Here is a 13,420-nt window from a genome sequence, read left to right on the forward strand (position 1 = left end):
GTTTCCTCAGATCCGGGTGTTGTCGGCTCCCGGCCGGACCGGACCGACCTCCAGGGAAGGTTCTTCGAGCGGCGCCGCGCACGCGGTGCCCTCATGACCGACGAACCGCGGCTGGATGCCGTTCGGCACGTAGACGCGCAACCCGCCTGCCTGCACCTGCTCGCAGCCCGGCGTCTTGTGCGGTGCGCTCGACAGGAACAGGGCCGCGGACGCCGTCTCGCCTGGCTTCACCGTCACCACCGGTCCGTCGGTGTGGCGCTTCGCGGGCAGACCGAGCTGCTGCCCGCTTTCCTCAGTGACATAGGAGACTCCTGGTGCACCTTGCAAAGTGCACGGCTCAGCCGAGGTGTTGGTGAACCGCAACGGCACGTGGGCTCCTCGCATGTCGTTGTCCCCCGGTCCCAGGTGCACGCGCAGCCGTTCGGTCGAGCACTGCTGCACGCTCTCAGCGTTGCGCGAGGCCTCCGCGGCCAACTCGCTGAACGTGGTGCTCGTGCTTTCCGGCTCGCTGCCCGGGGCTGTTCCGCACGCGGCGGACAGCACGACGACTAGCGACAACACTGCGGTCGTCTTCCCCGTTCGTAGACTCCTGCGAAACATCCGCTCGCTCCTTCTCACCGTCGGGTTCGCTGCGGGTGTACCCGGCCATCCGCCCTTTTCCCGGCCGTCGGACAATCGCAAGGTCGCAACACCCGATCGTGTTCAGCGAGGACTCCTCCGCCGGCGCGACTCGGGCAGGGCGTCAGCGGTGTGCTCGTGTCCGTCGCGTCCTTTGAACTGTCGCGGAGGCGAACGAACGCGGTGGGTTCGTACTGCAACGGCACTTGCGTACTCTGCAGTGGATCACATTGTGCGTGGTGGTCGATGTTGCTGTGGCGGAGCTGGACCGGTTGCATGATCGGATACGGGTTGGAGCGCAAGAACGGCTGGACACCGGCTGAGCGGGCTGGTGAAGCCTCGCCGGATGGGATGCAGCGGTTGTCGCGGCGGGCGGACCGGGACGTCGACGGTGTCCGTGACGATCTGCAGGTCGACGGCCTGCACCACAGCCCGGCGCGGCTCAGCGTGGGCTGCCGGCGTGGTCACCAAGTACGTCTTCGGATCATGGGCACTCCAACCGAACACACTCTGCTGTTACCGGCGCGGCACCGTTCATCCGGGTGCCGTAGCCCACTGCCCACGTGGAACAGCCAGCCACATTTCCGGCTCAGGTCGCCCAGTCATGCGAGTTGCCCCGGCCCCGTGCACAACGATCTCGCACGGGTTGGCGCCCTGCTGCGGATGCGGACTCGTGCGCGGCGTTGCGCGACCAGTACGCCAAGAGGGCGAGCGCTGGTGTCGCGCCAGCGCAGCACTTCTACAGCCTGCGGGCCAGAACGGTGTGATGCCGTCCGGCTCTGCTACCGGCAGCCGATCACACCCGCCGCGGACCACCCAGGTGCTCCTGCAGGCGGACGTGGCGGAACTGGTAGGCAGGACCGTTCGCCCGCAGGACACCACGTTGGCGTGCGTCGTCAAGGAACGTCATGAGCCGCCACGGGACTTCCGTCCTCAGTGCCAGCCACGCCCTGGCGACCAGGTACGACATCCACGCCGTGCGCCCGGCGGCGGCCACGCATCCGACAACGACCGCGAACAGCAAGGGCACAACGGAATAGCTGTTGCTGTGGAGCAGCATCGCATGAGCCGCTGCCGCGAGGACGAGCCACAGAACGCACAGGTTCCGGTCCTCGCGCAGCAGGATCCGGCTGTCGAGCAGCGTGACACCACGTGGGCGGAACCTCTCGGCGGACGCCATGCCACCGATCCAGGTCAGAACGCCGGCGCCTACCGCGGCTGGAAGCTCCACGGCGTGTAGCGGTGTCTGCCCGAAAGCACCGACTGCCGCGCCGCAGGCGGCTGCCGCGGTGACGGGTGCCGCGATCCACGTGATCGTGCGGAACAGGTGGTGTGGACTGAACCGGGTCACGGTCGGCCGCGTGGGGGCGATCGGCCTGCTGCGCGAGGTGATCGCCACGAACACGATCGCCGCGGTCACCAGCGCCGGCCACGGGCTCTGCCGTCCGTCCCACAGGAGCGGCGTGCACCCGATCATCAGCACCACCAGGCTCACCGCCGCGCCGGTGGCCCAGCGCGGTATGGCCAGCGCCAGGTGCCACCACGCGAACTCCTGGCCCGGCCACTTCGCGAGGAAGGTCAGCCAGCGCAGCACGTGCTCGACCGGCCACCTGGAGGTTCGCCGCCGCGGCCGATACGTGTCGACGACATCGACACGGGGTCCGTAGAGCGTTGGCACGTAGGCGCCGAGCAGATGGCGCTCGACCGCTTCCCGTGTCGAAAAGGTCAGCAGCTCACGGGGTTCAGTCCCTGGCGGCGAATAAGCGGTGCGTGCCAGATACGCCATCAGCGGACTCGACAACACCTCCGCGACGTCGTCGAACGGCTCTGCGACCAGCACGTCGGTGACCGGTCGCCACCTCGTGTCCGCGTCGAGCTGGGTCTCGGCGATGTGCGCGGCGACGGCCTCCACGGGGACCGGCGCGAGTTGCACCACCGCCGCACCGCTGAGGAACGTGCCGAAGTTCGCCACCGCCGCGTGGTACTCGTCGCTGCGGCACGTCAGCACGACCGGACGGATCCCAGCGGCCCTGCTCACACCGTCCAGCGCTGCCGCGTGCAGGTGTGCGGGCAGTTCGTCCAACCCGTCCGCCACGATCATCACGCGGCCCTCCGCCACCAGCCGGGCGGCGGCGTCCCGACCATGCGCACGGATGTCGCCCAGCGCCGGGTAGTCCTCTGTGAGCCGCCGGATCGCCCAGGCGTCGAAGTGTTCGGCCGTCGGATCCCATGACGCCGCAGCCAGCAAGATCGGCACCGGCTCGCCGCGGCGCGGATTCTCCAGCAGCTCCAACGTCAACAGCAGTGCTGCGACCGTCTTGCCCGCGCCGGGCTCGCCGAGCACGACGAGCTGCCGGCACGGGAGGTCGCGGAACATCGAGACGACCTGCCGCACGTCTCCCCTGACAGGTCCCTGCCTGCTGCCGGTCGTGCTCCAGAACCGGACCCGCAGCGGCGCCGGTTGCCGCACGGCCCGGTTCTCCGCCTCCGCCGTCCACTGCCGGCGCACGGCCGTTGCCAGCTCATGAGCCGCGAGGTCGAGCAACGTGCCGCCAGAAGCGTGCACGTGCACATCACCGCGGATTTCACCGGCCTGCACCACCGGAGCACTCACCTGATCGGTGTACAGCTCGTTGCGCACCTCGTAAGGCTCCACACGACCATTCTGCCGTACCCCCGTTCGGCCATACCGGCGATCAGTCGGACTCGACCTTCTCCCTTGGCCGCATCCACCGGCGCGTCGTGCGATGTGCAGCGACCTGGGGACGTCGAGAGGTCAAGATCGCGGTCTGGCCGGGTCTGTCAAACGAACGGCCCTGCTCGTGGTCGGTGGTGACGTGCAGTAGCGGTGAGGTAGGAGGATGTGGTGGCGGAGCAGGTCGGTTCTGCGCGACCGTGCATCTGTCTCATGGTTCTTTGGTGCGGGTGTTGACGCCTTCGGTGCGGCCGTTGCGGCAAGGCGAGGTGACGGTACCGTCCACAGTAGACCGACCCATCTCGAAGCCTTTGATGGGACTCTGCAGATGTGGCAGATCGACGGCGCGAGTCTGCGCGACCCACTCGGTGAGCTTCACGAGGCCACCCGCGGCTGGCGTCAGCAGTGCGGCGAAGCCGCGTACCAGGCCGGCGAGTGCGGTCCTCTCCGCGGGCAGTTCCGGGGCCGGGCACACCAGCCGCCGTGCCCGCGGGTCACCACCGACTACGGGCCAGAGCCCGACAGGACACCTGACCAGCCTGAACACGCCGGTGCGCCAGTAGGCTTCAACCAGTGAAGACGGAGTGGATTCCTCTGTAGACGGTGGGCAGGGTGGTGGACATGAGCCCGCGAACAGGCCTCACCCGCGTGCTGGACGACCTGGGCACCACGCTGATCGACCTCGTGCGCGGCGACCCCGGCCGGTCCGCGCACATCGGCGGCGTCGTGATCCACGACCCGGACGACGACCAGGCGCTGCCGCCGTCCGCGCTGGTGCTGGGCGTCGGCGTGCGCGAGCCGGCCGGGCTGCTCGACCTGCTGGGCGAGCAGGACGCGGCGGCGCTCGTCGTGCGCGGCCCGGTCGTGGTGACCGACGAGGTCGCCGCGGCCGTCGACCGGTCCGGGGTGGCGCTGCTCGGCCTCGCGCCGGGCGCGTCGTGGAACCAGCTCGCGGCGATGCTGCGCTCGCTGCTCGCCGAGGGCGAGGTCGACCCGTCCGAGACCCTCGGCGGCGTGCCGGCCGGGGACCTGTTCGCGCTGGCCAACGCCGTGGCGTCGTTGATCAGCGCCCCGGTGACGATCGAGGACCGCAGCTCGCGCGTCCTCGCGTTCTCCGGCCGCCAGGACGAGGCGGACGCGTCGCGCGTCGAGACGATCCTGGGCAGGCAGGTGCCGGCGCGCTTCTCCCGGCAGCTGGAGGCGCGCGGGGTGTTCCAGCAGCTCTACCGCAGCGACGAGCCCGTCACCATCGAGGGCCTGCCCGCCGACGACGGCACGTTCTGCCTGCCGCGCGTCGCCGTGGCGGTCCGCGCGGGCGACGAGTTCCTCGGCTCGATCTGGGCCGCCGTCCGCTCCCCGCTCTCGCCCGACAGCTCCGCGGCCTTCCGCGACGCGGCCAAGCTCGTGGCGCTGCACATGATGCGCCAGCGGGCGGGCGCGGACGTCGAACGGCGGCTGCGCGCCGACCTGGTGTCGACGGCGGTCGAGGGCGGTCCGGGCGCGGCGGAGGCGGTCCGGCGTCTCGGACTCGCCGACCAGGCGTGCGTGGTGCTCGCGTTGGCCCTGGCCCACTCGCACGGCGACGACCCGGCCGCCCACGCCCGTCTCCTCGCCGAACGCCAGCAGGTCTCCGACGCGTTCGCCATGCACCTCACGGCCGTGCACCCGCGCGCGGCGGCCGCGTTGATCGGTGACGTCGCCTACGCGATCCTGCCCGCCGGGTCCGAGGACCGGGCGTTGCGGATCGCGGCCGACTTCCGCACCCGCATCGGCAACCAGGTGCTCGTCGGCGTGGGCGAGGTGTCGGGCGGCCTGACGCTGTCGCGCTCGCGGGCCGGCGCCGACCTGGTGCTGCGGGTGTTGCGGGCCGGACGTGCCTCACGTCCGGTCGCGCGGGTGTCCGATGTGCACAGCGAGGGGTTGCTGCTGGAGCTGTCGGACCTGATCGCCGAACGCGGGGACGCGCTGACCGGGCCCGTCGCGCGGCTGATCGCGTACGACCGCAAGCACAACGCGTGCCTGGTCGAAACCCTCTCCGCGTGGCTGGACGCGTTCGGGGACGTGGCGGCCGCGTCCGCCACCGTGTTCGTGCACCCCAACACGTTCCGGTACCGGCTGCGGCGGTTGTCGGAGGTCGGGGGGATCGACCTGGGCGACCCGAACGCGCGGTTCGCGGCGATGCTGCAGCTGCGGTTGTGGCCGCCGGACCGCTGACCCGTCAGGGCTGGGGCGTCCGCACGTGCCGTTGTGCCAGCGCCACGAACGCCTCCGTCGACGGGTGCGCCGCCCCGGCCGGCCACGCCAGGTGCACCGAGACGGGGTCGGCGTCGGTCAGCGGCAGGTAGGTGATGCCGGGCTGCGGGTGGTGGTGACGGGTGCCCGCCGCCGTGACGCCGACCGTCGTGCCGGTCGCGATGGACGTCAGCCACTCGACCACGCCGGGCACGTCCACCGTCCGCGGCCGTGCGCCGGCGGGCCAGAGGTCGGCGCCGGTGGTCGCCGCCGTCTCGCACACCGCGACGCATTCACCCACGAGGTCGTCGAGCACGAGGGCTTCCCGGGACGCGAGCGGGTGGTCGTCCGCGACCGCCGCGATCCGCGGTTCCTCGACCAGCGCCACGTGACCGAGGCCCGTGCCGGCGGGTTCGGTGCGCAGGACGGCCACGTCGGCCTCGCCGCGCCGCAACGCCGCCTCGGGGTCGTCGGCCTGCCGGATGCGCACGAGGACGTCCGGGTGCTGCGCGCGCCACTCCCGCAGGAACGGGATCGTGAACCGGCCGAGCGCGGCCCACGCGAACGTCAGCCGGATCGGCTGCGGCCCGACGACCTGCGCCAGCGCCGAGTCGAGCGAGGTGAGGATGCGGTGGCTGTTTTCCCACAACCGGCGTCCGGCGTCGGTCAGGGCGACGTGCCGGGTCGTGCGGTCGACGAGCCGCACGCCCAGGCGCCGTTCCAGCTGCTCCAGCGTCCGGGAGAGCGCGGGCTGCGTGACGTGCAGCGCCCGCGCGGCCGCGGTGATCGACCGGTGGTCGCCGATCGCGGCGAGCGCCCGCAGGTGACGCAGCTCGACATTCATGACCACCGATCATAAGTGCTGCACGAACGGCATTTCACAGGCGCTTCGAGCGGACCTAGCGTCGACGGCATGAGGATTTTGCTCGTAGGAGCCACCGGCCTGCTCGGCACCGCCGTCCACCAGGCGCTCACCGAACGCAAGCACGACGTCGTGACCGTCGCGCGCACCGGAGGCGATCTGCGGTTCGACGTCACCGATCCGGCGCAGGTCGCCGAGCTCTACCGGGCTGCGGGGCGGGTGGACGCCGTCGCGTCGGCCGCCGGGCACGTGCCGTTCAAGCCGTTGCGCGACCTGTCGGTCGCGGACTACCAGGCCGGGGTGACCGGGAAGGTGCTGTCCCAGGTCGCGCTCGTGCGGGAAGGGCTCGCGCACGTCACCGAGTCGTTCACGCTGATCACCGGCGTGCTCGCCCGCGAACCGGTCGTCACGGGCGCCGCCGCCTCGCTGGTCAACGGCGCCGTCGAGGCGTTCGTGCGGGCGGCCGCCATCGAGATCGCGCCGCAGCGGATCAACGCCGTGAGCCCGACCGTGTTCACCGAGGCGCTCGACGTCCACGGCGACTACTTCCCCGGCATGAAGCCGGTGCCGCTGGCCGACGTCGCGCGGGCGTACGTCCGTTCGATCGAGGGTCGGCAAACCGGGCAGGTCTACGTGCCCTGAACCCGCACCCGGCTCAGCAGGCGGTCCACCAGGCCGGGCAGCTGCTGCTCCCCCGCCCCTTCGAGCCACAGCCCGATGCCGGTGCGGATCGTGGTGAGGAACGTCGCCGCCATCAGCCTGGCGACCTCCTCGTCCGGCTCGCGCGGGGCCAGCGCGGCGGTCAGGTCGCGTTCGAGCGCCACCTGACCGCCTGCCTGGCGCGCGAGCAGTGACGGGTGCCGGCGCAACAGCCGCAGCTGGGCCATCCACTCGACGTCCGGGAGCGGCCGGACGCGGTACAGCTCGGCCGTGGACGCCCGCAGGGCCTGCCACGCCTCCTCGTCCGCCGGCCGCGCCTCGACGAGCGAGATCAGCGCCCTGAGCCGTTCGCGGTCCGCCTCCAGCACCGCGTCCTCCTTGCTCGCGAAGTAGTTGGAGAACGTCCTGCGGGACACCCCCGCCTCGTCCGCGATGTCCTCGACCGTCACCCCGTCGAGCCCGCGTTCCACCGCGAGCCGCAGGGCCGCGCCGGCAAGCGCCCGCCTGGTCACCGCCTTCTTCTGCTCGCGCAGCGTGGTGGGGGTCTCCATGCGGATCAGCGTAGCGGGTGTAAGTTGCCCATTGCGCAAATTTGCACAGCACGCAAGAATTAGGGCGACGAAGGGGCGCACGTGACGATCGAGACTCGGGCGATGGGGCACCGGCAGGTGCTCGAGTCGCTGTCCGGACTGCTGCTGGCGCTGTTCGTGGCCATGGTCAGCTCCACGGTGGTCTCCACCGCGCTGCCGCGGATCATCGGCTCGTTGAACGGCACGCAGACGCAGTACACCTGGGTGGTCACCGCCACCCTGCTCACGGCGACGGCCACGACCCCGATCTGGGGCAAGCTCGCCGACCTGTTCAACAAGAAGACGCTGGTGCAGGCCGCGATCGTGATCTTCGTGATCGGCTCGCTGCTCAGCGGCTTCGCCCAGGACACCGGGCAGCTGATCGCCGCCCGCGCGTTCCAGGGCCTCGGCGTCGGCGGCCTGCAGGCGCTGGTGCAGGTCGTGATCGCCGCGATCATCCCGCCGCGCGAGCGGGGCCGCTACAACGGCTACCTCGGCGCGGTCATGGCCGTCGCGACGGTCGGCGGCCCGCTGCTGGGCGGCTTGATCGTCGACGTGTCGTGGCTCGGCTGGCGCTGGTGCTTCTGGGTCGCCGTGCCGATCGCCGCGCTGGCGTTCGGCGTGCTGCAGGCCACCCTGAAGCTGGAGACCGTGCGCCGCGGGAACGTCAAGATCGACTACCTCGGCGCCGTCCTGATCGCCGCCGGTGTCAGCGTGCTGCTGATCTGGGTCTCGTTCGTCGGCAACTCGTTCGACTGGCTGTCGTGGCAGACCGCGGCCATGGTCGGCGCCGGTGTCGTGCTGCTCGGCGTCGCGGTCGCCGTGGAGCTGCGGGTCGGGGAACCCGTGGTCCCGCTGCACATCGTCGCCCGCCGCACCCCCGCCCTGGCGATCGTCGCGAGCCTCGCGGTCGGCATGGCCATGTTCGGCGGCGCGGTGTTCCTCGGCCAGTACTTCCAGATCGGCCGCGGCTACTCCCCGACCCAGGCGGGCCTGCTGACCATCCCGATGATGGCGGGCGTGCTGGTGTCGTCCACGGTCTCCGGCCGCATGATCAGCCGCACCGGCAGGATCAAGCCGTACATCGTCGCGGGCACGATCATCCTGGTGCTCGGCTTCCTGGGCCTGGGCTTCGTCGACCACGCCACCGCGCTGTGGATCGTCGGTGTCGCGATGGCCGTCGTGGGCGTCGGCGTCGGCATGACGATGCAGAACCTCGTGCTGGCCGTGCAGAACAGCGTGCCGTTGAGCGAACTGGGCGCCGCGAGCGCGACCGTCACGTTCTTCCGCTCGCTCGGCGGCACGATCGGCGTCTCGGTGCTCGGCGCCGTCCTCGCCAACCGCGTCACCGCCGACCTCTCCGCCGCGCTGCACGTGCCGGCGGGCCAGTCGACCGGCAGCACCAGCGCCCTGAACCTGCAGGCGCTGCCGCCCCAGGTCCAGACCGTCGTGCACACCGTCTACGGCGACGCGACGGCCCACATCTTCCTGATCTCCGCCGCGGTCGGCGTCGTCGGCATCATCGCGGCACTGCTCCTCAAGCCGATCACGTTGCGCACGACGATCGACCTCGAGAAGAAGGAAGCAGACTCAGCGGTCGCGCGATGACCGAGGAGGAACCATGAGCGCCGGCCCGAACAACGCCTTCCAGTCCGCGGTGGACGAGTTCGGTCCCGCTCCCCTGCCGTCGTCGCGGACCATCATGGTCGGCGTCGACGGCTCGGACACGGCGATGCGCGCCGCGGCCGCCGCCTTCGGCCTGGCCCGCCGCCAAGGTGCCCGGCTGGTCGTCGCCTTCGTGGCGTACCACTCGTCCCTGGCGGCGTTCAGCCCGGCCGTGGCGTCGGTGTTCGAGCACGAGGCCACGGCCCGGTTGCACGCCGAGCTCAGCGACCAGACCCGTTGCGCCGCAGAGGAACTGGACGTGCCGGTCACGTTCGTGAAGGCGTTCGGCGACCCGTTCACGGTGCTGCGCGACTCGGCGGACCGGTGCCAGGCGGACATGGTGGTCGTGGGGGCGTCGCGGCAGGCGGGACACCGGTTCGCCGGGTCGGTCGCCACCCGGCTGGTCAAGACGGGGCACTGGCCGGTGCTCGTGGTGCCCTGACGCGGTTCCACCCCCGGCAGCCACCACCGGGACGACTTTGACCGGGACGGGACAGCCCGTGCGTTAGGACTGGACGCCATGGTCCTGCCCGCGTTCACCGCGCACCCAGCCCCCGAACGACCGACGAGCGACCCCCTCAACCCCACCCCGGCCACGCTCTGGTACCCGGCTCCCGCCGACGAGACGAAGATCATCGAGCAGGGCCTGCCGATCGGCAACGGCCGTCTCGGCGCCCTGGTCGGCGGTGGCGTCGAGAGGGACTTCCTGTACCTGACCGACGTCACCCTCTGGACCGGCGGCCTCAACGACACCCCCGACGCCGACGGCCAGCTCCCCTACGACTCCACCCACTTCGGCACGTTCTCGCTGCTCGCCAGGCTCTACGTCGAGATGCCGTCCCACGCCGGCGCCACCGGCTACCGCCGCGAGCTGGACCTCGGCAACGGCCTGGTCACCACGGAGTACGCGCACGGCGGCAAGCGGTACCGCCGCGCGATGTTCTCGAGCCACCCGGACGACGTGGTGGTCGTCCGCCTCACCGGCCCGGACCAGTCCGGCACCGTCACCCTGACCGGCGCGCACGGCGAACCGACCACCGGCGACGCCGCGCACACCGCCGCCGTCTTCACCGGTTCGTTCGCGAACGGGCTCGCGTACAGCGGCGTCGTCACCGCGTTCAGTCCGGACGGGACAGTCGCGGTCGACGGCGCGAAGCTGACCTTCACCGGCTGCTCGGACCTCGTCATCTTGTTCTCCGGCGGCACCAACTACGCCCCGGACGCCGCGACCGGCTTCCTCGACCCGCGTGCCGAACCGGCCCGGACCGCCCTGCGGAAGGCGGCCGTCCGAGCCACGCCCGACGACCTGGTCCGCACGCACGTGGCCGACTACCGCGAGAGGTACGACCGCCAAGAGCTCGACCTCGGCCGTTCCACCGACGCGCAGCGCGAGATGGACACGTGGACCCGCCTGCGGGCGAGGGCGGCCGGCCCCACCCCGGACCCCGAACTGGAGGCGAGCTACCTCCAGTTCGGCCGCTACCTGGCCATCACCGGCTCACGCGACACCCTGCCGATCGCCCTGCAGGGCCTGTGGCTGTCGGACAACGACCCCGCCTGGCACGGCGACCACCACACCGACATCAACATCCAGATGAACTACTGGCTGGCCGACCGAGCCGCACTGCCCGACACGTTCGACGCCCTCGCGAACTACTGCACCGCCCAGCTCCCGGCGTGGACCGGCACCACCCGATCGGTGTTCCAGGACCCCCGCAACAGGTTCCGCAACACCGGCAACCGCGTGGCGGGCTGGGCGGTCGCCTTCTCCACCAACATCCACGGCGGCAACGGCTGGTGGTGGCACCCCGGCGGCAACGCCTGGCTGTGCATGTCGCTCTACGAGCACTACGAGTACACCCTCGACCGCGACTACCTGGCCAAGATCTACCCACTGCTCAAGGGTGCCTGCGAGTTCTGGGAGGCCCGCCTCGTCGAGACCCCGCAAGGCCTGGTCGACGACCACGACTGGTCACCGGAACACGGCCCGCAGGACGCCCGCGGCATCACCTACACCCAAGAGCTCGTGCACCACCTCTTCGGCAAGTACCGCACCGCCACCGACGTCCTGCGCCGAGACCAGCCCTACGGCCGCAGGATCACAGCCCTGCGAGACCGCCTCCACCTCCCGGAGGTGAACCCGAAGACCGGAATGCTGCAGGAGTGGATGTCGCCGGACGACCTGGGCGAGACCACCCACCGCCACCTCTCCGCGCTGGTCGGCTTCTTCCCGGGCGACCGCATCAACCACGACGACTCCCCCACCACCCTGCTCGACGGCGTGCGGCAGCACCTGATCAGCCGGGGCATGGAGAGCTTCGGCTGGGGCCTCGCCTGGCGAGCGGCCTGCTGGGCCCGCCTGAAAGACGCCGACCGCTCCTACGAACTCATCCAGAAGGTCATCCGCCCGTCGATCGGCAACGCGAACGGCACAGCCCCGAACTTCTTCGACATGTACAGCTTCGGCGACAGTTCGACCTTCCAGATCGACGCGAACCTCGGCGCCCCCGCCGCCATGCTGGAAATGCTGCTGTACTCCCGCCCCGGCGTGATCGAGCTGCTCCCCGCCCTGCCTGCGGCGTGGAAGACGGGCTCGGCCACCGGCATCGGCGCACGCGGCGGCTTCTCGGTGGACATGGCGTGGAAGGACGGCGAGGTCACCAGCGCGACCATCCGAAGCGTGGGCGGCACGGAAACCGAGGTGCGCTTCGGCCCCCGGCGACGGCGGATCACCCTGCGAGACGGCGAATCCACAACCCTGCGCCCCTAGCCGCGAGGCCGAAGGCGAGCAATCCTGGCTTGCGAGGCCGAAGGCGAGCCACGCGACGGCGAAGCCGAGCCGCTCGTGGCCTTCAGCAAGGCCTGCCGGCGGGGTGCCCCGTCACGAGTCGCACCTCAGCTCTTGCTGCAGCCCGCTCTGGTTCGGCTCGGGACGGGACACCCCACCGAGACGCACACACCTGCGCAACCGGCAGCCGCCCAAAGCACCAGGCGTGCCATCACCCCGTTCGAGGCGCGGACCCCCGATCAGATTGCCGGGGGTCTGGGGGCGGAGCCCCCAGGACGACGCAACAGGAACTCGCACACAGGGGAACGCTAGGCAACCGCAGCAGTAGACCCCCGAACCACCAACCCGGTGGCCAGCTCGATGTGCAACGCCTCCAAAGCCTGCCCCTCCACCATCCGGATCAACTGGGCCACAGCGATCCGCCCCATCTCCTCCAACGGCTGCCGGACGGTGGTCAACGGCGGCGAGGTCGCCTCGGCCAGATCGATGTCGTCGAAACCGGCGACCGACAGATCGGCAGGCACCCGAAGCCCCAACTCCCGAGCGGCCTGCAAGGTCCCCACCGCCACCTTGTCGTTGAAGCAGACGACAGCCGAGGGCCGGGGCGAGCCCTGCAACAACTCGGCGGCGGCACGACGGCCGTGCGCGGTGGTCGGCTCCACGTGCCGCAACCGATCAGCCCGCAGCAGCACCCCGGCCTGGGCCAGCGCCGCCCGGTGCCCGGCCAGCCGAGCGTCTCCCGCCAGCCACTCCTCCGGTCCGGCGATCACAGCGATGTCCCGGTGCCCCAGCGAGATCAGGTGGTCCGCCACGGCCCGAGCCCCGGCGAAGTGCGCGGCGGACACCGAAGCGATGTCCGGCAACGGCGGCACCCGCGGATCCAGCACCACGAACGGGAACCCGGCCCGGGACAGCGCGAGCAGCTCCTCCCCGTCCTCGGGAGGCAGGATCAGGATCGCCGCGTCCACGTCACCGGTCTCGGGCAACGACCGCAGGACGGAGGACCCCTGCCCGGACTCCCCGGCGTCCAGCACCAGCCGCAGCCCGTGCAGCTTCACCCCTTCGGCGACCGAGGACACGAGCAACCCGAAGTAGTCCGTCAGCACGTACGGACACCGGACGTAAACGGTACGAGTCCGCTGCGAGGCCACCGCGCGCCGCTCCACGGCCCGCAGTACCAGGTCACGGGTCCGCTGGGCCACGTTCACGTGGTCGTTCAAAACGCGGGAGACAGTCGCGATCGAGACACCGGTCTCCGCCGCGATGTCCCGCAGGCTCGCGCGTTGTTTCACGTTCTCGATCTTGCGTTCCACCAGGTCACTGTACCGGAA

Annotated in this window: 11 protein-coding genes and 1 pseudogene; 6 read left to right on the top strand and 6 right to left on the bottom strand. The window is 71.0% G+C overall.

What is annotated here, in order from left to right; all coding sequences use genetic code 11:
- Positions 1–6: 6 nt before the first annotated feature.
- A complete protein-coding gene (locus L6E10_RS09010) occupies positions 7–561 on the bottom strand; it encodes a DUF4232 domain-containing protein (RefSeq protein ID WP_236218661.1) in 555 nt (184 codons plus the stop codon).
- A 293-nt stretch (positions 562–854) separates the two neighbouring features.
- Here L6E10_RS09010 and L6E10_RS09015 point away from each other — a divergent pair.
- A pseudogene (locus tag L6E10_RS09015) lies at positions 855–1,029 on the top strand (IS701 family transposase); the annotation flags it as partial.
- Between the two features lie 385 nt (positions 1,030–1,414).
- On the opposite strand, the gene L6E10_RS09020 reads toward L6E10_RS09015, so the two are convergent.
- Entirely contained in the window at positions 1,415–3,274 is a 1,860-nt protein-coding gene (locus L6E10_RS09020; RefSeq protein ID WP_236218663.1) for a hypothetical protein, read from the bottom strand.
- Between the two features lie 250 nt (positions 3,275–3,524).
- Positions 3,525–3,692, bottom strand: a complete 168-nt coding sequence (locus tag L6E10_RS09025; protein WP_374236165.1) for a hypothetical protein — start codon at positions 3,690–3,692, stop codon at positions 3,525–3,527.
- A gap of 242 nt (positions 3,693–3,934) precedes the next feature.
- Between L6E10_RS09025 and L6E10_RS09030 the strand changes: the two genes are divergently transcribed.
- Positions 3,935–5,527, top strand: coding sequence for a CdaR family transcriptional regulator (locus tag L6E10_RS09030; RefSeq protein WP_236218664.1), 1,593 nt, complete (start codon positions 3,935–3,937; stop codon positions 5,525–5,527).
- A 4-nt stretch (positions 5,528–5,531) separates the two neighbouring features.
- Here L6E10_RS09030 and L6E10_RS09035 read toward each other — a convergent pair whose 3' ends face one another.
- Complete coding sequence (locus L6E10_RS09035) at positions 5,532–6,389, bottom strand: LysR family transcriptional regulator (RefSeq protein WP_236218666.1); 858 nt, start codon at positions 6,387–6,389, stop codon at positions 5,532–5,534.
- Positions 6,390–6,458: 69 nt separating this feature from the next.
- On the opposite strand from L6E10_RS09035, the gene L6E10_RS09040 reads away from it, so the two are divergent.
- A complete protein-coding gene (locus L6E10_RS09040; RefSeq protein WP_236218667.1) occupies positions 6,459–7,049 on the top strand; it encodes a short chain dehydrogenase in 591 nt (196 codons plus the stop codon).
- Here the strand turns inward: L6E10_RS09040 and L6E10_RS09045 are convergent.
- Entirely contained in the window at positions 7,037–7,618 is a 582-nt protein-coding gene (locus L6E10_RS09045) for a TetR/AcrR family transcriptional regulator (RefSeq protein WP_236218669.1), read from the bottom strand. The genes L6E10_RS09040 and L6E10_RS09045 overlap by 13 nt on opposite strands.
- 102 nt (positions 7,619–7,720) lie before the next feature.
- On the opposite strand from L6E10_RS09045, the gene L6E10_RS09050 reads away from it, so the two are divergent.
- The 3 genes from L6E10_RS09050 (at position 7,721) to L6E10_RS09060 (ending at position 12,071) form a co-directional block, all read left to right on the top strand.
- Entirely contained in the window at positions 7,721–9,244 is a 1,524-nt protein-coding gene (locus L6E10_RS09050; RefSeq protein WP_236218851.1) for an MFS transporter, read from the top strand.
- Between the two features lie 13 nt (positions 9,245–9,257).
- Positions 9,258–9,743, top strand: coding sequence for a universal stress protein (locus L6E10_RS09055; RefSeq protein ID WP_236218670.1), 486 nt, complete (start codon positions 9,258–9,260; stop codon positions 9,741–9,743).
- Between the two features lie 78 nt (positions 9,744–9,821).
- On the top strand, positions 9,822–12,071 hold the full coding sequence (locus tag L6E10_RS09060; RefSeq protein ID WP_236218672.1) for a glycoside hydrolase N-terminal domain-containing protein: 2,250 nt from the start codon (positions 9,822–9,824) through the stop codon (positions 12,069–12,071).
- A 326-nt stretch (positions 12,072–12,397) separates the two neighbouring features.
- Here L6E10_RS09060 and L6E10_RS09065 read toward each other — a convergent pair whose 3' ends face one another.
- The gene (locus L6E10_RS09065; RefSeq protein WP_236218674.1) at positions 12,398–13,402 is read right to left on the bottom strand and encodes a LacI family DNA-binding transcriptional regulator; all 1,005 of its coding nucleotides are present in this window, start codon (positions 13,400–13,402) and stop codon (positions 12,398–12,400) included.
- Positions 13,403–13,420: the final 18 nt, after the last annotated feature.

The organism is Lentzea sp. CC55 (assembly GCF_021056325.1).
In the GTDB taxonomy this organism is placed as follows: domain Bacteria; phylum Actinomycetota; class Actinomycetes; order Mycobacteriales; family Pseudonocardiaceae; genus Lentzea; species Lentzea jiangxiensis.

What these genes read in the sequence shown, in the direction of transcription:
- L6E10_RS09050 (WP_236218851.1), top strand. Translation starts at nt 7,721, where the DNA reads ATGGGGCACCGGCAGGTGCTCGAGTCGCTGTCCGGACTGCTGCTGGCG.
- L6E10_RS09030 (WP_236218664.1), top strand. Translation starts at nt 3,935, where the DNA reads ATGAGCCCGCGAACAGGCCTCACCCGCGTGCTGGACGACCTGGGCACC.
- L6E10_RS09055 (WP_236218670.1), top strand. Translation starts at nt 9,258, where the DNA reads ATGAGCGCCGGCCCGAACAACGCCTTCCAGTCCGCGGTGGACGAGTTC.
- L6E10_RS09035 (WP_236218666.1), bottom strand. Translation starts at nt 6,389, where the DNA reads ATGAATGTCGAGCTGCGTCACCTGCGGGCGCTCGCCGCGATCGGCGAC.
- L6E10_RS09040 (WP_236218667.1), top strand. Translation starts at nt 6,459, where the DNA reads ATGAGGATTTTGCTCGTAGGAGCCACCGGCCTGCTCGGCACCGCCGTC.
- L6E10_RS09045 (WP_236218669.1), bottom strand. Translation starts at nt 7,618, where the DNA reads ATGGAGACCCCCACCACGCTGCGCGAGCAGAAGAAGGCGGTGACCAGG.
- L6E10_RS09060 (WP_236218672.1), top strand. Translation starts at nt 9,822, where the DNA reads ATGGTCCTGCCCGCGTTCACCGCGCACCCAGCCCCCGAACGACCGACG.